At 74.8% G+C, this 22639-nt stretch carries 19 protein-coding genes and 1 pseudogene; 11 read left to right on the top strand and 9 right to left on the bottom strand.

Going from position 1 to position 22639, the window contains the following annotated elements; genetic code table 11:
* Window positions 1–72: 72 nt before the first annotated feature.
* Entirely contained in the window at window positions 73–1152 is a 1080-nt protein-coding gene (locus IPL61_38885) for a beta-lactamase family protein (protein ID MBK9037150.1), read from the bottom strand.
* Window positions 1153–1180: 28 nt separating this feature from the next.
* Here IPL61_38885 and IPL61_38880 point away from each other — a divergent pair, with 28 nt between their 5' ends.
* The gene (locus tag IPL61_38880) at window positions 1181–1525 is read left to right on the top strand and encodes a hypothetical protein (GenBank protein ID MBK9037149.1); all 345 of its coding nucleotides are present in this window, start codon (window positions 1181–1183) and stop codon (window positions 1523–1525) included.
* Here IPL61_38880 and IPL61_38875 read toward each other — a convergent pair.
* The 3 genes and pseudogenes from IPL61_38875 to IPL61_38865 form a co-directional block, all read right to left on the bottom strand.
* A complete protein-coding gene (locus tag IPL61_38875) occupies window positions 1491–1919 on the bottom strand; it encodes a hypothetical protein (protein ID MBK9037148.1) in 429 nt (142 codons plus the stop codon). The two genes, IPL61_38880 and IPL61_38875, sit on opposite strands and share 35 nt — an antisense overlap.
* Before the next feature lie 76 nt (window positions 1920–1995).
* Window positions 1996–2760, bottom strand: a pseudogene (locus IPL61_38870) (serine/threonine protein kinase).
* 571 nt (window positions 2761–3331) lie between these two features.
* Window positions 3332–3490, bottom strand: coding sequence for a hypothetical protein (locus tag IPL61_38865; GenBank protein ID MBK9037147.1), 159 nt, complete (start codon window positions 3488–3490; stop codon window positions 3332–3334).
* 377 nt (window positions 3491–3867) lie between these two features.
* Here IPL61_38865 and IPL61_38860 point away from each other — a divergent pair, with 377 nt between their 5' ends.
* Window positions 3868–6321 (top strand): hypothetical protein, encoded by a 2454-nt coding sequence (locus tag IPL61_38860; GenBank protein MBK9037146.1) that lies wholly within the window; start codon window positions 3868–3870, stop codon window positions 6319–6321.
* Window positions 6322–6344: 23 nt separating this feature from the next.
* A complete protein-coding gene (locus tag IPL61_38855) occupies window positions 6345–7703 on the top strand; it encodes an outer membrane protein transport protein (GenBank protein ID MBK9037145.1) in 1359 nt (452 codons plus the stop codon).
* A 150-nt stretch (window positions 7704–7853) separates the two neighbouring features.
* Here IPL61_38855 and IPL61_38850 read toward each other — a convergent pair whose 3' ends face one another.
* On the bottom strand, window positions 7854–8468 hold the full coding sequence (locus IPL61_38850; GenBank protein MBK9037144.1) for a TetR/AcrR family transcriptional regulator: 615 nt from the start codon (window positions 8466–8468) through the stop codon (window positions 7854–7856).
* A gap of 116 nt (window positions 8469–8584) precedes the next feature.
* Between IPL61_38850 and IPL61_38845 the strand changes: the two genes are divergently transcribed.
* The gene (locus IPL61_38845) at window positions 8585–9973 is read left to right on the top strand and encodes a VWA domain-containing protein (GenBank protein MBK9037143.1); all 1389 of its coding nucleotides are present in this window, start codon (window positions 8585–8587) and stop codon (window positions 9971–9973) included.
* A gap of 186 nt (window positions 9974–10159) precedes the next feature.
* Here IPL61_38845 and IPL61_38840 read toward each other — a convergent pair whose 3' ends face one another.
* On the bottom strand, window positions 10160–10954 hold the full coding sequence (locus tag IPL61_38840; GenBank protein ID MBK9037142.1) for a hypothetical protein: 795 nt from the start codon (window positions 10952–10954) through the stop codon (window positions 10160–10162).
* Window positions 10955–11260: 306 nt separating this feature from the next.
* The gene (locus IPL61_38835) at window positions 11261–12112 is read right to left on the bottom strand and encodes an alpha/beta hydrolase (protein ID MBK9037141.1); all 852 of its coding nucleotides are present in this window, start codon (window positions 12110–12112) and stop codon (window positions 11261–11263) included.
* Window positions 12113–12213: 101 nt separating this feature from the next.
* On the opposite strand from IPL61_38835, the gene IPL61_38830 reads away from it, so the two are divergent.
* The 7 genes from IPL61_38830 to IPL61_38800 all read left to right on the top strand — a co-directional run bounded on the left by IPL61_38830 (window position 12214) and on the right by IPL61_38800 (window position 20911).
* Complete coding sequence (locus IPL61_38830) at window positions 12214–12924, top strand: hypothetical protein (protein MBK9037140.1); 711 nt, start codon at window positions 12214–12216, stop codon at window positions 12922–12924.
* Between the two features lie 127 nt (window positions 12925–13051).
* Window positions 13052–14326: a helix-turn-helix domain-containing protein gene (locus tag IPL61_38825; GenBank protein MBK9037139.1), complete on the top strand. Its 1275-nt coding sequence runs from the start codon at window positions 13052–13054 to the stop codon at window positions 14324–14326.
* A 67-nt stretch (window positions 14327–14393) separates the two neighbouring features.
* Window positions 14394–15185 carry a DNA repair protein RecO gene (recO, locus tag IPL61_38820; protein MBK9037138.1) on the top strand — a complete coding sequence of 264 codons (792 nt, stop codon included), beginning with the start codon at window positions 14394–14396 and terminating at the stop codon, window positions 15183–15185.
* Window positions 15186–15216: 31 nt separating this feature from the next.
* Entirely contained in the window at window positions 15217–16344 is a 1128-nt protein-coding gene (locus tag IPL61_38815; protein MBK9037137.1) for a PEGA domain-containing protein, read from the top strand.
* Window positions 16345–16371: 27 nt separating this feature from the next.
* Window positions 16372–17118, top strand: coding sequence for a PEGA domain-containing protein (locus IPL61_38810; GenBank protein MBK9037136.1), 747 nt, complete (start codon window positions 16372–16374; stop codon window positions 17116–17118).
* A 377-nt stretch (window positions 17119–17495) separates the two neighbouring features.
* A complete protein-coding gene (locus IPL61_38805) occupies window positions 17496–18932 on the top strand; it encodes a hypothetical protein (protein ID MBK9037135.1) in 1437 nt (478 codons plus the stop codon).
* A 32-nt stretch (window positions 18933–18964) separates the two neighbouring features.
* Window positions 18965–20911, top strand: coding sequence for an alkaline phosphatase (locus tag IPL61_38800; GenBank protein MBK9037134.1), 1947 nt, complete (start codon window positions 18965–18967; stop codon window positions 20909–20911).
* A gap of 136 nt (window positions 20912–21047) precedes the next feature.
* On the opposite strand, the gene IPL61_38795 is transcribed toward IPL61_38800, so the two are convergent.
* Together IPL61_38795 and modA are read right to left on the bottom strand one after the other, a co-directional pair.
* A complete protein-coding gene (locus IPL61_38795) occupies window positions 21048–21803 on the bottom strand; it encodes a sulfite exporter TauE/SafE family protein (GenBank protein ID MBK9037133.1) in 756 nt (251 codons plus the stop codon).
* A 15-nt stretch (window positions 21804–21818) separates the two neighbouring features.
* Window positions 21819–22577, bottom strand: coding sequence for a molybdate ABC transporter substrate-binding protein (gene modA, locus IPL61_38790; protein MBK9037132.1), 759 nt, complete (start codon window positions 22575–22577; stop codon window positions 21819–21821).
* Window positions 22578–22639 lie beyond the last annotated feature (62 nt).

The following is a 22639-nucleotide window of genomic DNA, read 5'->3' as shown; positions in this document are numbered from 1 at the left end:
CTGGGCGCGCCGACCGACCGCGGGCCGATCCGCCGTGCCGACTGATCGCGGCCTGAACCGCCGGGCGCGCCGTCACGGCCCGGCGACGCGCGCGGCGATCAGCGGCCGCAGCGCCTGCTCGAGCGTGACCGCGAAGTTGACGATGCCGTCGCCGGGCGTGCCGTCGAGCTCCATGCCGAGGATCGCGTAGTAGCCGGTGGCGCGATCGAGCCAGGGCGTGAAGCCGAACGCGCCCGGCGAGCTCAGCACCGAGCACGCGCTGGCCGGCGGCGCGCACTCGAGCCACGCGGTCAGCCCGTAGTGGTAGGGCAGGCCGTGGTTGGCCACCGGCGACACGCCGATGACCGCGTCGGGGTACGGCTCGGAGGTCTGGGCGTCGAACAGCTCGGGCGTGCCGATCGTCAGGGCTGGCGTCACGCCGCGGTGGAACGCCAGCGCCAGCGCGCGCGCGTACTCGTCCATCGACGCGCGCAGGCCGCCGGCGACCAGCGGGTTGAGCTGCCCGAACGCCTGGCGCGGCGCGGTGAAGTACGTGACCTCGGGCGGCAACGCCAGCCGATCAGCCAGCACCTCGCGGTAGAGCGCGTTCCAGCTCTGGCCGGTGCGGACCTCGGCCATGCGCGCCGCGACCTGTAGGTGGGTCGAGCCGTAGTCGAACCGCGCGCCCGGCGCCGCGGTCGGCGGGTCCGCGGCGATCGCGTCGACGCACGCGGCCAGCGTGATGCCGGCCTGCAGGGTGCAGCTGTGCTCGCGGGCCAGCCCCGACGTGAACGACAGCAGGTGCCGGAGGGTGATCGCGGCGGTGGGGCCGGTCCAGCCCAGGACCGCGCCGGTGGTCGAGTCGAGCGACAGCACGCCGGTGCGGATCACCTCGAACAGGACCAGGCCCGAGACCAGCTTCGACGCCGACGCCACCGCCACCCGTTGGTCGGTGGTGAACCCGTTCCAGCCGCGCCGGTACACCACCTGATCGTCGGCGTCGTAGACCACCAGCGCCGCCGGCGGATCGCCGTTGGCCGCGAGCCGGGTCGCGACCAGCTCGTCGACCTCGGCCCACGCGCCGACCGCGCCGTCGGTGCCGTCGCCGCCGTCGATCGCGCCGCTGTCGACAGGCTCGACACCGCCGCCGCCACATGCCGCACAACACCACATCACCGCGAACACGACGCTTGCACCACGCATGGTCGCTCATGATAGCAAGCGCCGGGCCGGGACCGCGCGCGGCCGGTGCGGTCGGTGCGGTCGGTGCGGTCGGTGCGGTCGGTGCGGTCGGTGCGGTCGGTGCGGTCGGTGCGGTCGGTGCGGTCGGTGCGGTCGGTGCGGTCGGTGCGGTCGGTGCGGTGCGGCCGGTGCGGCCGGTGTGGCCGGTGTGGCCGGTGTGGCCGGTGCGGTCGGTGCGGTCGGTGCGGTGCGGTGCGGTGCGGTGCGGCCGGTGCGGTCGGTGGTCGGTGCGGCCGGTGCGGTCCGTGCGAGGCGCGAGGTGCGAGCGGTCAGCTCTGCGGCGGCGGGCCGACCGGGATCGTGACGGCCAGCGTGACGTCGCCGTCGGGGGCGAACACGGTCAGCACGTAGTCGCCCACGCCCGCGAGCGGCAGCTCGAGCGCGCGCAGCGCGGCGCCGGTGACGCCGACCGAGTGACCGTCGGGATCGCGCAGCGCGCCCGCGAGGCCGGCCAGCGGCAGGGCGGCGCCGGCGTCGTCCCAGATCTCGACCTGCACCTTCAGCCGATCGCCCGCGCGCGCGCCGTCGGTCCACGACGCCCGCAGGGTGTAGTCGTCGGTGTCGGCGACGACCCAGGGCTGGCTCGCGATCGTCGGCGCGGCCGGCGCGGCGATCGCAGGCGCCGCGAGCGTCGGCCACGGCGCGGTCCCCGGGGTCAGCGCCAGGGTGGCGACGGCCGCGAGCGCCAGCGCGGCCACCGCGGCCACGCGCCCCGGCGCGCCGCGCCACGACGGGCGCGCGGATCGCGGCCAGGCGCCGCGCCACGGTCGTCGCCGCCGACGTCGGCCGATCACCCGGGCGCTTGCGCATGAGCTCGCCGATCAGCCCGGTCAGCGCGTCGGCGCCGCGCTCGGCGGTCGCCGGCAGCGGCGGCGGCTCCTGGCCGAGGTGCGCGAGCTGCAGCTCGAGCGCCGAGCCGGAGAACGGATCGTGGCCGGCCCGCAGGCGGTACAGCAGCGCCCCGAGCGCGTACAGGTCGGTCGCCGGGCCGATCGGGTCGCCGAGCACCTGCTCGGGCGCCATCGACAGCGGCGTGCCCGCGCAGCAGGTGGCGCTCGAGGCCGGATCGTCGGTGCCGCGGGCCAGGCCGAGGTCCACCAGCACCGCGCGGCCGTCGCTGCGAAACATCACGTTGGCCGGCTTGAGATCGCGGTGGACGATGCCGACGGCGTGGGCCGCGGCCAGGGCCCGGGCCAGCTCGGCGCCCAGCCGCGCCACCGCCGGCACCGACACCGGGCGGTCACTCAGGCGGTCCGCCAGGGTGCCGCCGGGCAGCCACTCCATCGCCAGCCAGGTGCGGCCGTCGTCGAGCTGGCCGGCGGCGAGCACGGTCGGGAAGTGCGGGCCCGGCAGCCGGCGAGCGCACGCGACCTCGCGCGCGGCCAGCGCCGCCGCGCGCTCGTCGGCGCCGTGGGTGACCTTGAGCGCGACGCAGGCGCCGTCAGCGGTCCAGGCCTGGTGGACGTCGCCGCCGCCGCCGGACCCGACGCAGGGGCCGACCCGGTAGGGCAGGGCCGCGAGCGCCGGATCGATCGACATACCGGTACGACGGTGCAGGTGCCCGCGGCATTCTGTGGGGAGGAGAAGTTGTACGGAAATGTGAGCGGCGGCACGGTGGTTACGGGCGGAACGATCGCCCCGCCGTCGACGGCGATTGACCCGAGGTCAGTAGGGCGCATAGCCTCGATCGGTCCAGACGCGGCCCCGCCGGCCCGCCAGGAAGGTGCCCCATGTCGCGCGCAAGCCTGCCCACTCGCCTGATCGCCCTGCTCACCACCACCACGCTCGTCTTCGGCGGCTGCAAGTCGCCGCTCGACGAGTCCCGGACCCCGGTCGACAACGGCAGCTTCGGCACGACCGTGTTGACCCTGGTGTGCAAGCGCTTCGCCTACGCCGACGATCTCGCCGACGGCGGCACCACCGACGTCCGCGGCGACGCGTTCCGCGACATCTGCCGCGAGGGCCTGGCCGCCCCCGACAGCGCCACCGATCGCATGAAGGCGCTGCTGGTCGAGCGCGATCGGCTGATCACCTCGGTCGACACGATCTTCCCCGACGGGTACCTGCCCGATCTGCAGGCGTACCTGACCAACAACGACTTCCTGGCGCTCTACGACGACGACACCAGCCAGCGCGCCATCGACGCGCTGATCGGCATGCTCCGGCTGATGAGGGACGACGCGCCGACGGTCGGCGCGCTCGAGCGGCTCGGCCACCGGATCGGGTACCGGCCGCTGCGCCCGGCGCTGGGCGCGGTGAAGGCGTTCATGAGCTACCCCGAGCTCGACGAGCTCTTGCTCGCGCTCACGACCGCGATCACCGAGGGCGGCAGCGCCCGCGGCGAGTGGCAGCGCCTGGTCGCCGCGATCGGCGCCAGCCTGCGCGCCGCCACGCCCATGGCCAACCCGGCCGATCGCAACCGCACGCTCGCGATCGCGCTCGACTTCCTCCTGCGCGAGCGCGGGCTGCTCGGCACGTCGGCGACGGCGCCGCTGACCCTGCGCGACTACCGCGGCGTGGCCCAGGTCGCGGCGATCGCGCCGCCGTTCGTCGACCGCGAACGGCGACGGCGCCGCGGACATCGACGCGATCGGCCGGTTCGTCGACGCGGCGGGCGCGCCGATCGACGCGCCGACGCCGTTCGACGTGCCCGACGGCGACGTCGCGCTGCCGTGGCCGACCCGCGATCCCGCCGGCCGGGCCCTGGCCACCGCCGGCGGCGCGCCGGTCTACCGCTACGTCGACCTCGACTCGACCGTGCTGGCGGCGCTGGCCCGCGACGGCCTCGCGCTGTTCGACCCCGGCAAGGGCACCGCGCTCGACCTCCTGCGCGGCGCCTCGGCCCTGGTCGGCGCGCGCCAGAGCGTGACCCGGACCTACGCCAACGGCGAGACCCTCGACTACCGCGGCTACGACACCGCGCAGTCGCCGCTGCTCGACCTCGGCTACGGCTACACCCAGCTGCTGCGCGACCCCGGCATCGTCGACACCCTGGCGCTGGGCCGCGAGCTGGTCACCAACCGCGAGCCCGAGCTGGCCCGGCTGGTCGAGGCGATGGTGGTCGCGTTCCGCAAGGGCGACAACCACCCCGAGGCCACCGTCGCCGCCGACGCGCCGCTGTGGGACGACCTGATCCCGGTGCTGCGCCAGATCGCCGCCAACCCGGCCTTGTTCACCGCGCTCATGACCGCGCTCGAGCAGCCCGAGGTGGCGCAGCTCGGCGAGCGGTTCCGCAAGATGATGGTCTACAAGGACCGCTTCGACATCAACCCGACCACCCAGGCGGTGACCGGGTCGTTCGCGACGATGGTCGACCGCACCCGCAACGACTCGAGCTACGACCGCTCGGTCTTCCAGCGGTTCCTGCACCTGATCGCCGACTCGAACGGCGCCCGGGCCTGCAACAAGCAGGGCGCGCGCGTGGTCGATCCGTTCATCGGCATCACGCTCGGCACCTACAACGAGTGCGCGCTGTTCCGCGTCGACAACCTGGCCTTGTTCTACATGCAGTCGATGGCCTACGCCAAGAACGGCAGCGGCCAGTACCTGTGCGAGACCGCGGCCGGCGAGTTCGGCAACACCACGACCGCGACCACGCCGGCGGGCTGCGTCAGCCAGGGGCGGCGGCCGCGGCCCAAGGCCAACTTCAACTACACCTGGGGCGGCCTGGTGTCGACGTCGCTCGACGTGTTCGGCGGCGATCAGTTCCTCGAGGACACCGTCGGCATCGTCGGCATGCGCAGCCACCCGACCCCCGAGGCCCTCAACCGGGTGCTGTTCCTCAACCCGACCCCGTCGTACCTGACCAACATCATCGACCCGCTGCGCGACCGCGAGGGCGACCTCTACCAGTCGCAGCACGCCGGCACGCTGCCGGTGCTCGAGAAGGACGGCTTCTACGCCCAGATGCGGCCGGTGGTGCAGGCCTTCGCCGACCAGAACGCCGAGCAGCTGCTGGTCGACATCCTGGTCGCGATGCACAAGCACTGGCCGACCCGGAGCTCGATCAACCACCAGTCGACCGCGCCGGCGTCGCCCGGCTACGTCTGGGGCACCGGCGCGATGAAGTACGAGGCGCTGATCGCCGACATCCTCGCCGACGGCTCGCTGATGCAGACCCTGACCGCGACCGCGCCGACGCTCAACCGCGTGGTCGTGCGCGGCAAGGCCTACCCGACGATCGTGCGCGCGGCGCTCGCGTACCTGCTGACGCCCCAGGCCGGCCTGGCCGATCGCGCCGGCCGCACCACGACCACGACCGCCGACGGCCGCGCGGTCGCGACGCTGTCGCCGTGGCACCTGCTGGCCGACGCCTACCGTGGCAAGCAGGCGCGCCTGGGCGCCGCCGGCGCCGAGGGCGCGGCCTGGACCGAGTCGGTCAGCGAGCTGGTCGACGTGCTGTTCCGGGGCGCGCTGGTCGGCACGACCTGGCGCTGGAAGAACCCGCGGGTGCGCGGCGTGCTCGACGCCGGCCTCGAGCTGGCCCAGCTCCGGCTCGCCGCCCACGACGCCGCGGGCGATCGCGCCCGCTGGCTCGGCACCGACCTGCCCGCCGACATGCTCGACCTCGTGACCAGCCCGGTGTTCGCCGGCGCCGCCGACTTCATCGTGTCGCTGCAGGCGGCGCCCGAGACCCGGGTCCAGCTCGACCGCGTGCTCCAGTACCTGGTCAGCGAGGCCCAGGCCAACGAGGCGTTCGTCGCGGCGCTGACCTCGATCGCCGACATCGCCCAGCTCGCGCTCGACGACGCCGACCTGATCCCGATCGCCAACATCCTCGGCCAGTCGATCGGCGCCGACAAGGGCTGGCTCGAGGCCCACCTCGAGTTCGTCAAGCGGGCCCGGACCGTCGACGACAACCGCGCGCTGGCGCGGATGATGGTCAACCTCTACGACGAGGATCGCCCGGGCCGGACCGCGGTCGGCGATCTGGTCGACGGGCTGACGGAGGTGCTGCGGGCCCGCCCGTACGAGGACCTGGGCGAGCGCCTGACCGCCGAGGACTACGGCTCGATCCTGGGCGGCGTCGCCGACTTCCTCGACGAGGAGCAGCGGGGCCTGCGCAAGTTCATCGCCATCATCAAGTCGCGCAACCTGTAGCCGCCCCCAGCGCCGTGAGCCACATGTCCCGCCTGTCCCTCGCGACCGCCGTCGCGGCCGTCCTCCTCCCGTCGCTGGCCACCGCCGGCGGCATGTACCTGCCCACCCGCGGGGTCCGCGCCACCGGCCGCGCCGGCGCGTTCGTGGCCGGCGCCGACGACGCGTCGGCGATGTGGTTCAACCCGGCCGGCCTCGCCAACCTGCGCCGCTGGGGCGTCGTCGCCGACGCCGGGTTCGTGCACCAGTCGGCCGACTACGCCCGCACCAACTCGGGCGGCGGGGCCGAGCCCAGCGTGTCCAACCAGGCGCCGGGGCTGCCGGTGCCGTCGCTGGCCTACGTCCACCGCGTCAACGACAAGGTGATCGTCGGCGGCGGCGTCTGGGCGCCGTACGCGGGCCTGGCGAAGTTCGACGCCGAGGGGCCGCAGCGCTACTCGTCGGTCGACATGTCGAAGTCGATCATCGCGACGCTCGGCTTCGGCGTGGCCGTGCGCGTGGGCGAGCGGCTGCGCCTGGGCGCGACCTTGCAGAACCACGTGGTCGCGCTGACCTCGGACATCGTCCTGTCGGGCTGCCCGGGCCAGACCGTGTGCGCGCCCGAGGACCCCGAGTTCGACTCGCTCAACCGGATCGAGCAGCAGAGCTACTTCCAGCCGTCGGGCTCGGTCGGGCTGCAGCTCGACGCCACCGACAAGGTCACGTTCGGCGCCGCCTTCCAGCTGCCGGTGTCGGTGAGCGGGCAGGGCACGCTGTCGTCGCGGCTGCCGTCGTCGGGCTTCTTCAACGGCGCGTCGGTCGAGGGCGACCGCGCCGACGTCTCGATGACCCTCCCGGCGGCGATCCGTGCCGGGGTCGAGGTCCGGCCCGGGCGCTGGCGCATCGAGGCCGCGCTCGACGTCGAGCTGTGGTCGGCCCACGAGGAGATCCTGATCGAGCCCAAGGACGTGCGGATCGTCGGCGCCCCCGGGGTCGGCACCTACGAGTTCGGGCCGATCCACCTGCCGCGCAACTTCGACGACACCTACGCGGTCCAGCTCGGCGTCGAGGGCCAGCCCAGCGCGTCGACGCCGCTGACCGTGCGCGCCGGCTACAGCTACGAGACCGCGGCGTCGCCGACCGAGTACCTGTCGGTCCTGACCGTCGACGGCGCCAAGCACCTCGTCGCCGGCGGCCTCGGCTACCGCGTCGGTGGCTGGAACGTCGACCTTGTGTTCGCGTTCGCGACGATGGGCGAGCGCCACGTCGATCCGTCGGTCGGCGTCGCGCCCCAGGTCAACCCGATCCGCGACACCTCGGCGACGCCGCTCGAGGTGTTCGTCAACTGGGGCGACTACAAGTCGACCTGGATCGTCGCCGGGCTCGGCCTGGCCCGCTCGATGTGAGCGGGCGGCCGCCGACCTGGATCGTCGCCGGGCTCGGCCTGGCCCGCTCGATGTGAGCGGGCGGCCGCCGACCTGGATCGTCGCCGGGCTCGGCCTGTGGCCCTGGGCTCGGCCTGGCCCGCTCGATGTGAGCGGGCGCCCGCCGTGCGCTCAGGCGGCGGCGCGGACCTGGGTCGCGCGCAGGCTGCCGTCGATCACGCCGAACAGATCGGCGGCGACCGGGGCCGAGCCACCGACGTTGACGGCGGCGGCCTCGACCGCGCACGCGCCCAGAAACGTCGCCCACAGCGCCTCGCCGACCGCGCCGGCGTCACACGTCCGGTAGATCCGGTTGGCCTCGGCGCGGGTGACCGACGCGATCAGGGCCGACCGCACCTGGTGGATCGCGACGGCCAGGCCATCGGCCACGTCCTGGGTCAGGGTCGCGCGCAGCTCGGGCCGCGCCACCATCGCCAGGGCCCGGGCGCTCTCGGGCTCGGCGGCGCGCCAGGCCGACAGCGTGTCCCAGGCGGACCGCGGGTCGTCGGCGCTGGCCAGGCTGTCGCCGACCGCCCGCAGGCTGCGCTCCAGGATCGAGAGGTACAGGTCCTCCTTCGACTTGAAGTACAGGTAGATGGCACCGACCGAGAGCTGAGCCTGCTTCGCGATGTCCTCGATCGACGCGCGGGCGAACCCGCGCTCGAAGAAGACCGGGCGCGCTGCGTCCTGGATACGGTGCCGACGGGCTTCTCGTTCCTGCCGCTTGCGATCCTGAGCGTTCATCATGACGCGTAGCATTATTCCGATAACGCGACGTGTCAAGTGCCGAGATCGCGGCTCGCGGTCGCAGGGCGGAAGGGGCCAGTAGATCCGCGGGGGCAGGGCGTGCGTTCGACCTTGTCATGACGTCGATCCCGGTCGCAACCCCCCGTCGCCATCGCCTCCGCACCGGCCTGGTGCTGGCCACCGCCGCGGCCGCCGCGATCGGCGCCGCGCTCCTGGCGCAGCGACCGCGCCCGCGCCCGGCTGCGCCGCCGCCCCGGACCGCCGAGGGCCTGGTCGTGGGGTTGACGTCGAGCCACGTCCTGGCCGGCGCCAGCGAGACCTACCTCGCGGTGGCGCTGACCGCGCCGGCCGCGGACCTGGCCCGGCGCACGCCCGCCAGCCTCGCGATCGTGATCGATCGCAGCGGCTCGATGGAGGGTGAGGCCCTGGCCCAGGCCAAGGCCGCGGCGCTGACGCTGATCGATCGGCTGGCCCCGGACGACGAGGCGTCGCTGATCAGCTACTCGAGCGACGTGACCATCGACGTGCCGCTGACGATGGCCGACGCCGCCGGCAAGGCCGCGCTGCGGGCGGCGGTCGACCGGCTGGTCGCCCGCGGCGACACCGGCATCTCGGCGGCCCTGTGGGCCGGCACCGACGAGCTGCGCCGCTCGACCCGCGACGTCCGGCGGGTCGTGCTCCTGTCCGACGGCAAGCCCACCGACGGCATCACCCGCCCGTCGGAGCTGATCCGCTTCGCCGCCACCCGCGCCGCCCAGGGCGTCTCGATCTCGGCGGTCGGGCTCGGCGTCGAGTACAACGAGCACGTCATGGCCGGCATCGCGTCGGCCGGCCGCGGCAACTACTACTACGTCGAGCGCGGCACCGCGCTGGCCGACATGTTCGTGCGCGAGCTCGACAGCCTCGGCCAGACCGTGATCGCCGCCGGCGAGGTCCTCGTGACCGCGGCGCCGGGCGTGACCATCGTCGGCGTCCTCGGCTATCCGTTCGAGCGCGACAGCGCCGGCGTGGTCCGGGTGCCGGTGTCGGATCTGCGCGCCGGCCAGCACGCCAAGGTCGTCGTGCGGCTGCGCACCGAGCTGGCCGCGACCGCCACCGTCGACGTGGCCGCGGTCACCTGGCGCTACCGCCTGGTCGGCGGCGGGCAGGTCGAGCGCACGGCCGACGCCCGCGCGACCGTGACCACCGACGCCGCGCTGGTGGCGCGGGGCCGCGACGGCGCGATCGTCCGGATGGTCGAGGAGGCCCGCACCGCGATGGCGATCGACGAGGCCGCCGGCGCCTACGCCGAGGGCGACATCGACCGCGCCCAGACGATCCTCCGGGTCCGTACCACCGAGGCGTCGGCCACCGCGGCGGATCTCGGCGACGCCGAGCTCGACCGCAAGGTGCGCCGCTACACCGGCGCGGCCCAGGCCAACTTCGCGGCGCCGCCCGCGTCGGCGGCGGCGGGCAAGGGCGGCGTCAAGGCCCAGCGGGCCGAGGCCTACGAGCTGGTCCGCTGAGCAGGCGATCGTGCCGGCGCCGCGGGCCGAGGCCGACGAGCTGGTCCGCTGCGCAGGCGGTCGTGCGCACGGCCGGCCCGCGGGCCGAGGCCGACGAGCTGATCCGCTGCGCCGGCAGGTCGCGCGCGCACCCGGGGCGCGCCCGGGTCGCCCCCGAAGGTTGTCAACGTTGACACCGTCCCCCGGTCATCGCCCGAGCGGGGCGATCGTGAGGTGCAGGTCGCGGCTGACCGTGACCAGCGAGCCGGCCGGCACCAGCTCGGGCACGCGCGCATCGGGATCGTCGGAGCTGGTCGTCGGCGGCATCCCGGCGGTGACGAGCACGCCGCGGAACGACGGATCGCGCTGGCCGCGATCGTTGGTCACGTGCAGCGCGTGGATCGCCAGCGGCTGGTCGCGCGCGACGATCGCCAGCGCCCGGCTGTTGGACGCGGCCACGACGCCGCCGCTCGGCGTCAGGCCGGCACGCTCGGTGCTGTCGCGCACCAGGCTGGTGGCCTCGACCACGACCCGCGCCAGATCGGCGATGCGCAGGGTCAGATCGTCGGCGCGGCCCTGATCGTGGAGCAGCGCCACGATCGTGTGCAGCGTCAGCTCGGCGGTGGTGCGGCCGCGCAGGTTGCGGCGCAGGAAGTCGGGCACGTGGGACACGAGCGCCGCCCACGCCTCGGCCGGGATCGCGAGGGTGGGATCCTCGGACAGCATCCAGCGCCGGAACCGGAACGGCGGCAGATCGTCGGGATCGCCGGCGTCGCTGGTCGGGCGCGCCGTGACCAGCACGCAGTCGCTGTGGGGCTCGGCCATGGCCGGCCCCAGCGCCAGGTCACCCTCGGTCGGGCGCGGCGTGCGCGCGACCAGGATCTCGCCGCCGTGCACCCACGCCATCGCCCATCGCCCGACCGGCCCCGGCACGGCGAGGCCGAGCGGCGCCAGCGCCTCGCCGAGACGCTGGGGTTGGTTGCACATGCACGCGAGCAGCACCCGGCGAGTATAGCAGCCGCCGGCGACGAGTGATTCGTCCGCGACCCCCCCCCCCGCGCGCCCCCCGCCCCCCCCCCGCCCCCCGGGGCCCCCCGGCCCCCCCGGGGCCCCCCCCCGCCCCCCCAGCCCCCCCCCCCCCCCCGCCCAGCCCCCCCCCCCCCCCCCGGCCCCCCCCCCCGCCCCGCGCCCCCCCCGGGCCCCCGCGCCCCCCCGCGCCCCCCGGCCCCCCCGCGCCGGCCGCCCCCCCCCGCGCGCCCGCGATCAGCCCGCGATCAGCCCGCGATCAGCCCGCGATCAGCGCCGCGATCAGCCCGCGATCGTGCGCGCGAACTCGGCCAGCGCGGCCAGCGGCACCGACCGTTCGCGCTCGTTCCAGACCTCGTGCTTGTAGCCGGCCAGCACCCGGACGTCGGCGCCCGGCACGGTCCGGGCGATCCGCTCGGACGCCACGGGATCGGCGATGGGATCGTCGCCGCCGATCAGCCACAGCGTCGGCACCGCGATGCGCCCAGCGTGGGCCTCGACCTTGGCCTGGGCCGCGCGCGCCTCGGTGAACCAGCGCGCCGAGGCCACGTCATGGCACAGCGTGTCGGCGACGCGCTCGGCCTGCTTGGCGGGATCGCTGGTGAGGTCGGTCGGGCGTAGGTCGTTCTTCTGCGAGAACGCCGGGTAGATCGTGCTGGCCGCCCGGGCCAGCCAGATCTTCGGCGCCGGCACCGCCAGGCGCAGCGCCAGGAACGGCGACGACAGCACCGCGCCGACGCACGCGAACGGGACGGCGTCGGTCAGCGCCGCGAGGCTGATCAGCGAGCCGTTCGAGTGCGCGACCAGGAACAGCGGCGCGCCGGGCGCCAGCGCGGCCGCAGCGGCGCGGGCGGCGTCGAGGTCCTCGCGGTACTCGCGGAAGCTGCCGATGAAGCCGCGCTTGCCCGACGAGCGCCCGTGGCCGCGGACGTCGAACCCCAGCACCGCGCACCCGGCGTCGTGGAGCACGTGCGCGACCTCGCGGTAGCGGCCGCAGTGTTCGGCGTAGCCGTGGACCATCAGCGCGACTGCGCGCGGCGCCTCGGGCACGAAGGCCTCGGCGTGGAGCGTGGTCCCGCCCGACGACGTCAAGGTCATGGTGCGGGTCGGGTCGAGCGGGCCGGGCGCGGTCATGCCCGCCTCAATATCACGACGGGCGGGAAAGGCGGGATCGCCCCAGACGGTTGACAAAGTCGCGTCGCCGTCGGCAAGCTCACCCTCGCGAGTCTCGTAACATGTCAAAACTGCTTAGTTTTGTACTTCTGGCCAGCGTGTTTGCCACCGCGTGTCCGCGGACCGAGGGCAATCCCGCCAAGAGCGAGACACGGCTGGCGCTCGCCCGGGACTTCCTGCTGAAGAACCAGCTCGAGGCGGCCGAGGCCGAGGCCAACAAGGCCATCGCGTACCTCAACACCAACGAGGAGGCCTACAACCTCCGCGGCCTGGTCCATCACCTGCGGGCGATCGCGGCCCAGAGCCTGGTCGAGGTCGAGGGATGCCTGACCGGCATCGACGCCGAGGCGCTGCGCAAGGAGGTCGAGGACGAGCTGGGCCTGGCCGAGGCCGACTTCCGCAAGGCGGTCGCGCTCGCGCCGGAGTTCGGTGAGGCCTGGTCCAACGCCGGCACCGCGGCGCTGTTGCTCGGCGACACCGATCGGGCGCTGGAGGCGTTCGACCAGGCCCTGTCCAACCCGGCGCGGCTCGTCAGCCCGGGGCTCACGCGGGCCCACCTGGGCTGGGCCCACTTCGCCAAGAACGACCTGGTTTCGGCCTTCAGGAGCTGCGCCAGGCGGTGCAGTTTCAGCCCGGGATGTGCGTGGCAACTTATCGGCTCGGACGTGTTTACTTTGCCCGCGAAGAATGGGAAAAAGCCGCCGAGCAGTTTCAGGAAGTTAGCGACCAACCGGACTGCCACTCGCCGCAGGAAGCTGCTCTTTACCTCATGAAGGCGCGACTGGAACAAGGTCTCCTCGACGACGCGCGCGCGGCCCAGGCCCTGTGCCTGTCGCGCGCGCCGGCGAGCTGTATCGCCGCCCAGTGCCGCACCGCTTCATTCACCGTAGGAGGCGCCGAGTGACCCGCGCCACGCCTCGAGGCCCAAGTCCGACGACGACCCCGACGACCCCGCCCGGCAAGAGCGGCGCGCTGGTCTCGGCGGTGGAGCGTGCGGCCCGGGTTTCGGGCCGACGCATGCCCTCTGACGGCGTCGTCACCGACGAGACCGCCAGCGCCCGCAGCGCGCTGTCCCGGTGGCTGGTGCAGGGCCGCGAGGCCCGCGGTTTCGCCCGCGAGCAGGTGGCCCGCGTGACCCGGATCCCGCTGCGCACCCTCGACAGTCTCGAGGAAGCGCGCTGGCACGAGCTGCCGGCCGACGTCTTCGTGCGGGGCTTCCTGCGCGGCTACGCCCGCTGCGTCGGCCTGTCGGTCGACGAGGCCCTGGCGCGCTACAGCGGCTGTGGCTTCGAGGCCGCGCCGGTGGCGTCGCCGCAGGCCCAGGCGCTGCTCGACTCGATGGCGTCGCTCGCGCCGATGTCGTCGGCGGCCCGGCCGATGACCGCGGCCCCGGTGACCTCGGTCCCGCGCATCCTGAGCACCGCCGAGCAGCCCGCGCAGGTCGTCGCGGCCGCGGCGAGCGTCGCGGCCGCGCCGGTCGTCGAGGCCGTGCCGGTGGTCGAGGCCGCGGCGAGCGTCGAGATCGCCGCTGCACCGCCCGCCCGGCGCACGACGCGCCGCGCGGCTACCGTCACGGGCCCCGTCACCGGCGCGCGCGAGCGCGACGCCCGCGGTCGGTTCGTGCGCAAGAGCGTCGAGATGGCCGCGGCGGTCGTGCCGGAGGAGCTGCGGGCCGAAGCCGAGGCGCTGTTCGACGAGCCGTCGCCGGTGCCGCCCGTCGCGAGCGTGTCGACGCTCGGGGCGACTGCGCCGACCGTCGCCGAGGCGAGCGAGGCGAGCGAGGTGGTGGACCCGACGCCTGCGGCCGCGGCCGTGGCCTTCGCGGCGGTCGTGACCGAGCCGACGCCGCGGGCGTCGTCGTCAGTGCGGATCGTGCCGCCGCGGCTGAGCCGTCCGCTGGCCGCCCCGACCCTGACGATCGACGACGATCACCCCGAGGAGGCCGAGCAGGCCCGCGAGGAGCGCGCGCGGGCCCGCGACGGCGGCTGGCGCAGCTTCCTGCCGCCGGCGCTGCTCGACCAGGAGCGCGGGAGCCGCCAGGGCGGCCTGACGCTCGCGGTGATCATCCTGCTGATCGTGGCCACGCTGACGCTGTCGTACCTGATGCGGCGCCCGAGCTCGACCGGCGAGGGGATCACCCGCGCGCCGACGCCGACCTCGGTCGAGCTCGGGTGAGCCGGCGCGGCCGCCTGTGACCGACGTGCGCCCGTGACCGACGTGTGCCCGTGACCGACGTGTGCCCGTGACCGACGGGGGCGCCGAGGTCGCGTTCACCACCGACGCGCTCGTGCTCGGGCGCACCGCCGTCGGCGAGTCCGACGTGATCGTCACGCTGTTCACGCGCAGCCACGGCCGGGTGGGCGCGGTCGCGCGCGGCGCCCGACGCTCGAAGCGCCGGTTCGCCGCTGGGCTCGAGATGCTGACGGTGCTCGCGGCCACGCTCGGGCGGCGGCGGCGCGGCGCGGAGCTGTGGAGCCTCGAGGGCACCGAGCTGGTCGAGGATCACCGCGCGCTCGCCAGCGATCCGATCATGCTCGGGCACGCGAGCTACGCCCTCGAGCTGGTGCGCGAGCTGGCGCCGCCCGAGGCCGTCGAGCCGGCGCTGCTCGATCTGGTGGTCGAGCTGTGGCGGGCGCTGGGGGCCGGCCCGTCGCCGTCGCTGCTGCGCGCGTTCGAGCTGACGCTGTGCGCGCAGCTGGGCTCGGCGGTGGTGCTCGATCACTGCGCCGCGTGCGAGGCCCACGAGCTCGGCGCCGGCGCGGTGTTCGATCCGGCGCGGGGTGGCGTCGTGTGCGGCGCGTGCGCGGCTCGCTCGACCGGGCTGGGCGTGCGCCCGCTCGACGACGAGGCCCGGGCGTACCTGCAGCAGCTCGCGGACGTGCCGTTGATCGACGCGCGCGCGGTCGACGCCGCCCCCGACGTGCGGGTGCGCGGGCGCGACGCGATGCTGTCGATCGTGCTCCACCTGGTCGGGCACCCGCTGGCGACCCTCGCGTACGTCACCCAGGTCCACGGCGGGCTGCGCCGGGGCTGACCGGGCCGCGCCGACGGTGTAGACTGTCACCATGGGAGCTACCCGGATGCGCCTCGGGGGCATCGTCATGGTCATGATCTGCGCGGCGGCGTCGCTGGCGCTCGCGGACGAGCCGGCGCCGGACGCCGGGCCCGACGCCGATCCTGACGTGGTCGAGCCCGACGAGGCGCCAGCGATGGATCCGGCCGAGGCCAAGGCCGCGGCCCGCAAGCTGCTCGACGGCGGCGACGCGTTCTTGAAGAAGGGCGACTACTTCACGCGGCGCAAGAAGGCCGCGGACGCCCAGGCCCAGTACGAGCGCGCGCTGGCCGCGTACCAGAAGGCGTTCGAGCTGGTGCCAAACCCGCAGATCCTGTTCCCGATCGCCATCGCCCTGGACAAGCTCGGGCGCACCGCCGAGGCCGCGCGCGACTACCGCCGGTTCTTGACCCAGGTCGCGGAGCCCGATCCGGCGCTCAAGGCCGACGCCGAGCGTCGGCTCGAGGCCGCCAAGCTCAACGTCGGCGTGGTCTCGCTGGTGATCGTGCCGGACGGCACCCACGTCGCGCTGTCCGGCACCGAGATCGGCGTGAGCCCGCTGGCCGATCCGCTGTTCCTGCCGGCCGGCGACTACACGCTGTCGTTCACCGCCGACGGCTACCAGCCGCTCGAGCAGGCGCTGACGGTCGAGACCGGCAGCGAGTCCGAGCGCACGTTCGAGCTGAACTCGATCGAGATCATCGTCGAGCCACCGCGGCCGCCGCCGCCGCCCAAGCCCGAGATCATCGTGCCGCCCGCGCCGAGCAAGGTGCCGCTGTACATCGGCGGCGCGCTCACGGTCGGGCTGCTCGGCGGCGCCACCGCCGCCGGGATCATGGCGATCGGCCGCCACGGCGACTTCACCAGCACCGACGGCACTGCGCAGGATCGCGAGGACGCGCGGGTGTCGGGGCGCCGGCTCGCGCTGGTGACCGACGGGCTGATCGCCGGCACGATCGTCGCCGCCGGCGTGCTCTCGTTCTATTACGTGAAGGTGTACCGACCCAAGGCGCGCGTCCACGGCGAGCGCGCCCGCCAGCGCCGCGAGACGTTCGACGAGTACGCGATCGCGCCCAAGGTTCGCCTGGCCCCGTGGGTCCAAGCGGGTGGCGGCGGTCTGGTCGTCGCTGGTGATCTGTAGCCCAACGAGGAATCCATGAGCCAACCGATGCAACCCCGCCGCGGCGGCACCCCCAAGATCGTGCCCGTGCTCGTGTCGATCGGCGTCGCCGCCGGCACGTTCTCGGGCCTGTACTTCGGCCTCGGCACCGCGAAGGACGAGGCCGTCGCCGACCCGTCGACGACCGGCTCGGGCTCGGACTCGGCGCCGACCCCCGATGTCGCCGCGGGCACCGCCGGCCCGGCCGCGGGTTCCGACGGCGCCGCGGGCTCGGGCTCGGGCGCGGACGTCGCCGCGGGCGCGGGCGCGGACGTCGCCGCGGGCTCAGGCTCGGGCTCGGACGTCGCCGCGGGCTCGGGCGCGGACGTCGCCGCGGGCTCAGGCGCGGGCTCGGACGTCGCCGCGGGCTCGGGCTCGGGCTCGGGCGTCGCCGCGGGCGCGGGCTCGGACGTCGCCGCGGGCTCCGGCGCGGGCTCCGCCGTCGGAAGCGGATCGGGGAGCGCCCAGCCGGCGATCGTGACCGCGACGCTGACCTTCTCGGTCACACCGGCGGACGCGACGATCACCGTGGACGGCGCGTTCGTCACCGGCGGCTCGATCGGGATCCAGCTCAAGAACGGCAAGAAGACGGTGCGGGTCGTGGCCAAGGCCGCCGGCTATCGCAGCTACGACAAGAAGTTGACGTACACCAGCGACGCCTCGGTCAACATCAAGCTGGTCAAGCGCTCGGGCGGCAGCAGCGGCGGCAGCAGCGGCGGCAGCAGCCACGGCCCGGGCGACAAGATCGACATCTGAAATTCGAGAGGGTTGGTCGCCGAACCCAGGCAGGTGCAGGGGGGACTCCGGCGTCGGCGTCGGCGTCGGCGTCGGAGTCGGAGTCGGAACCGGAACCGGAGTCGGAACCGGAACCGGAACCGGAACCGGAACCGGAACCGGAGTCGGGACCGGAACCGGAACCGGAACCGGAACCGGAACCGGAACCGGAGGCGGAACCGGAAAACCGGAGTCGGAACCGGGTCGGAACCGAGTCGGAACCGAGTCGGAACCGAGTCGGAACCGAGTCCGAGTCGGGGCGTCGGGGCCTCGAGCGTCGGCGTGCCGCGACGGTCGTCCGGGGACCGCGCGCTCGAATCTATTTGCATGGCAATGGCAAATATCGTATGCCCCGGGGCATGCGAGGCAGGCTCCTCATCGCCGCGACGATCGCCACCGCCGGCTGCGGCGGCACGCCGGCGGCCGACGACGTCGCGCCAGGGGCGGACGCGGCCGTGGCGCTCGACGCCGCGCCCGCCGTCGACGCGGCGCCCGCCGTCGACGCCGGCTACGCGGTCGCGCTGCCCGGCTGCGATGACGACGAGGCCGCGGTGTTCGTGACGCCGGCTGGGCTGCCCCCGCTGGTGCCCGCCGAGCGCGGCGCGGTGGTCCGGTGCGCGGCGGGCACGACCCTCGACGCCGCGGCGCTGCAGGCCGCCGCCGACGCGGCCGGCGCCACGATCGTCGCGACCTCGGGCGCGCGCGTCGTCAAGCTGGCCTACCGCACGGTCCGGGCCGACGGCACCGCGGCGATCACCACCGCCACCGCGTACCTGCCGACGGTGCCGCGGGCGCTGCCGGTGCCGATCGCGCTGGTCGCGCGCTCGACCTCGGGCCTCGCCGACGCGTGCGCGCCGGCGCGCGAGCCGTTGCCGCACGCCAACCAGGCGTTGCCGCTCGCCGGGCTCGGCTACGCCGTCATCGCGCCCGACTTCGCCGGGCTCGGCAACGACGGCGTCCACGCGTACCTCGACAACCGCGAGGGCGCCGCGCAGCTGTTCGACGGCGCGCGCGCGCTGGCGCGGCTCCTGGGCCCCGACGTCACCGGCGCCCCGACGATCGCGCTGGGCTACAGCCAGGGCGGCGGCGTCGTGCTGTCGGCCCAGGGCCTCGAGCGCGAGTTGACCGGCGCGCGCACGCTGCGCGCGGTCGTCGCGATCGCCCCCGAGTGGCCGATCCGGGTCGGCTCGTTCGGGTACGAGCGGGTGCTGCGCAACCCCGATCTGCTGACCAGCCTGGCCGGGCTGTCGGCGCCGACGGTCGCGGTGCTGCGCCACTACGGCTGGTTCGCGAACCGGCTCGGTCCGGACCGGGCCGCCGAGACGTTCCCGGCCGCCGAGCGCGCCGACCTCGTCGGCGAGATCGAGGCGCTGTGCACCGTGCCGCTGGGCGGCGCGCTCGACGTCCAGCAGCCGCACCTGCGCGATCTCATCGACGGCGACTTCCGCGTCGCGATGCTCGCCTGCATCGACGGCGCCGCCGGGTGCGTCGAGCCGGCCCGATCGTTCCACGCCTGGCTGGGCGCCAACGTCGTCACCGCCGATCCCGCCGGCGCCGCGGTGCTGGTGATCCAGGGGCTGGCCGATCAGGTCATGCCGGCCGCCAGCGAGGCCGCGTGCGACATCGCCAAGCTGGAGGCTGACGGCGTCGTCCCCGACGTCTGCACCGACACGTTCGCGACCCACGACACCGTGCTCGAGCGCAAGATCGAGCACGGCCTGGCGTGGGCGGAGGCGGTGGTGACCGGCGCCACGCGCCCGAGCTGCGCGACGTTGATGCCGGCCTGTTCGCCGTAGCGCCCGCGCGCGGCCAGCGCGATACTGTTCCGATGCGTCGAGCCGCGGTCGTGATCGTGCTCGCGGCGATCGCGTGCGGCGATCAGCGGCGGGCCGAGCCCGACGCCGGCGTCGACGCCGTGATCGACGCGCCCAGCGACGCCGGCCTCGACGCTCGGGTCGGGGCCGCGCCCGCGGTGATCCTGCTCATCGGCGACGGCATGGGCGTCGGGCAGCTGGACACCGCGTCGCTGTACCGCCACGGCGCCACCGGGCGCCTGGCGATGCAGGGGCTGCCGCACCGCGGCCAGGTCCGGACCGGCAGCCCGTCGGGCATCACCGACTCGGCCGCCGCCGCGACCGTGATGGCGACCGGGGTCTACACCTACAACGGCGCGATCGGCGTCGATCGCCACGGCGTCGCGGTCGAGACCCTGGTCGAGCGCGCCCACGCCCGCGGCTGGTCGACCGGGCTGGTGACCACGACCACGCTGCCCCACGCCACGCCGGCCGGGTTCGCCGCCCACGTCGGCTCGCGCGGCCAGCTCGTCGACATCGCCGATCAGCTGGTGCGGGTGACCCACCCCGACGTGATGCTCGGCGGCGGCTCGCTGTACTTCGCGCCCCAGGGGCCCGGCTCGGTGCGGGCCGACGACGGGCTCTACGACGACCTCGACCTGGCCGGCTACACCCGGGTCGGCACCGCCGCCGAGCTCTCGGCCGCGGTCGCGGCCGGGGTGCCGCGGCTGTTCGGCGTGTTCACGCCCGATCTGATGACCTACGTCGCGGCCCGCCGCCCCGACACCACCGAGCCGATGTTGCTCGACATGGCGCGGGCCGCGCTGACCACGCTCGATCGCGATCCCCACGGCTTCTTCGTCATGATCGAGGGCGGGCGGATCGATCACGGCGGCCACGCCGAGGATCTGATCGACTCGGTCCAGGAGACGCTGGCGTTCGACGACACCGTCGCCGCGGTCGCGGCCTGGGCCCGGGCCCGCGGCAACACCACGGTGCTCGTCACGGCCGATCACGAGTGCGGCGGCCTCGAGGTCGTGGCGCCGGCGCCGGCCGGCACCTATCCGACGGTGCGCTGGCGCTGGGGCGCCCACACCAACGCCCGGGTCCCGGTCTTCGCCGACGGCCCCGGCGCGGCGCTGGTCGACGGCGCGGTGATCGATCATCGCTGGATCTACGCGATCGCCCGGGCCCAGCTCGATCGCGGCGCGATGATCGTGCCGGGCCGCGAGCCGATCCCCGACGGCGAGCTCGGCGACCTGCGCCACCGCGCGGTCGTGCAGCAGGTGGCCAGCGAGTTCGGCGCCGGCCAGAACCAGCTCGACGCGCTGTGGCTCGACGCCACCGCCGACGGGCTCTACCTCGGCGTCGAGGGCCTGTTCGCGTGGGACGTCAACACCGTCGAGGTCTGGATCGACGTCGACCCCGGCGCCGGCACCGGCTTCAGCAGCCCGGCCGGCAGCGTCACCGACGTCATCGGCGCGGTCGACCGGGTGCTGGCGGCGTCGCGGGTGTCGGCGCCGGCGGTCGCGTTCGGCGCCGACCTCGCGGTCGTGTCGGTCGGCGGCGGCGATCCGCACGTCGAGGACTTCCGCGACGACGCCGGGGCCCGCGCGCTGCGCCCGCCGCTGGGCCAGCCCCAGAGCCTGGGCTGGCTGCGCGCCGCGATCAACTTCGGGGCGGTCCGCACCCGCGCGACGCCGATGGCGCCGGCGACCGGGCAGGGGCTCGAGGCGTTCGTGCCGTGGGTGGCGCTGTACCCCGGCGGCGCGGTGCCGCGGGGCGCGCGGCTGCGGCTGGCCGTGGTGCTCGTCAACACCACCGGCGAGTTCACGTCCAACCAGTTCCTGCCGCCGCTGCCGCCCGGCAGCCACAACCCGGGCACCACGCTGACGCCGCTGCCGGGCGTGGTCGAGTACGTGCTCGACGCCGACGACGACGGCGTGGTCGACGGCGACACGCCGCCGGTCGTGCTGCGCTGAGTTTCCAGGGAGGCCTGTCGCCAGGTTCCCCCCCCCGCCCGCGCCCCCCCCCCCCCCCCCCCCCCCCCCCCCCGCGAAGCTCCCGGCGCGCGGCTCGGTGCTCGACCGAAGACGCGACCGGCCCTGAGCGGCGCGGTCACAGCCGCGTGATCATCACGACCAGGAGCGCCAGCACCGCGATCACGACCACGCCCTTGGTCAGCGCGGCGCCCCGGGGCGTCATCGCCAGGCGCGCGGCGGCGATCGCGCCCACGATCGCGCCGGCCCCGAGCACCAGCGCCGGCGCCCAGCGGACCATGCCGTAGGCGATGAACACGCCCGCGGTCAGCGCGACGTAGATGAGCATCACCAGCGCCTTGAGCGCGTTGGCCCGGACCAGGTCGTAGCGGAGGCCGGCGGCCAGGATCGCCAGGAACACGAACCCGGCGCCGGCCTGGAGCACGCCGCCGTAGAAGCCGGCGGCGACCAGCCCCAGGATCGCCGGCGCGCCGCGGACCGCGCGCGGCGTCGCGTCGGACGGCGGCGCGAACCGACGCGGGTTGATGATCAGCGCCAGCGCCATCAGCGCGAGCGTGCCGAGCAAGAGCGGCGTGTAGATCCGGTTCGAGATCTGGGTGGCGACGTAGGCCCCGGCCGCGGCGCCGACCAGCACCGGCGGCACGATCGAGCGCGCGGCCGCGGTCGGCAGGTGCCCGCCGCGCGCGAACGCGGCCGCGCCGGCGACGCACTGCATGAAGATCGCGACCCGGCTCGAGGCGTTGGCCACCGTGCCGTCCATGCCCGACAACATCAGCGCCGGCACGAAGATCAGCGAGCCGCCGCCGGCCAGCGTGTTGAGCGCGCCCGCCGCGATGCCGGCTCCGATCAGCGCGAGCGCGGTGGCGGCGTCCACGCCGCCACCCTACCGTCACTCGCCGGGCAGCCGGAAGCCGTAGTTGCGCATGATGTCGCGCCCCGCCGGCGACGCCACGAACGCGGCGAAGGCCTCGGCCCCGGCGCGGCCGGCGCCCTTGCCGCACACCACCAGCTCCTGGTCGAGCGGATCGTGGTTGGCGGGATCGACCGGGATCGAGGTGCCGCCGGTGGTCACGGTCGCGAGCGACAGCGCGACGATCGACGCGTCGGCCGAGCCGTCCTGGGCCCACTGCATCGTCACCTGGACGTTCTCGGCGAAGACCAGCTTCGGTGACACCTGGTCCCACAGGCCCAGGCGCTCGAGCGCCTGCTTGGCGGCCTTCCCGTAAGGGGCGTGGTCGGGGTTGGCGATCGCGATCTTGGCGAAGCGCGGCTCCGCCAGGTCGGCGGGCGTGGCCAGGGCCTGGCCCTTGCTCCACACCACCAGCCGCCCGCGACCGTACATCGCGCGGGTCGCGCCGTCGCAGGCGCCCTTGTCGACCACCTGGGTGACGTACGACTTCGACGCGGCGGCGTAGAGATCGAACGGCGCGCCCTCGCCGAGCTGCTTGGCGAGCAAGCCCGACGAGCCGAACGTGAAGACCACGTTGGTGCCGGTCTTGGCCTTGAAGGCGCGGCCGACCTCCTCGAACGCGCGGGCCAGATCGGCGGCGGCGGCGACGCGGACGGTGCCGCTCGGCGCGTGCTTGCGGCAGCCCCCGAGCCCGACCACCAGCGCCAGCGCTACCAGCCATCGACAGCGGATCGTCATGGCGTCGACGATACCCGCGCGTCGGCCCTGGCTCTGTTACCGGTGGGTAACACCGGCGCGGC

The sequence above is a fragment of the Myxococcales bacterium genome (assembly GCA_016717005.1).
Classification (GTDB): Bacteria; Myxococcota_A; Polyangia; order Haliangiales; family Haliangiaceae; genus UBA2376.
This window is presented reverse-complemented; position numbering and strand designations above follow the sequence as displayed.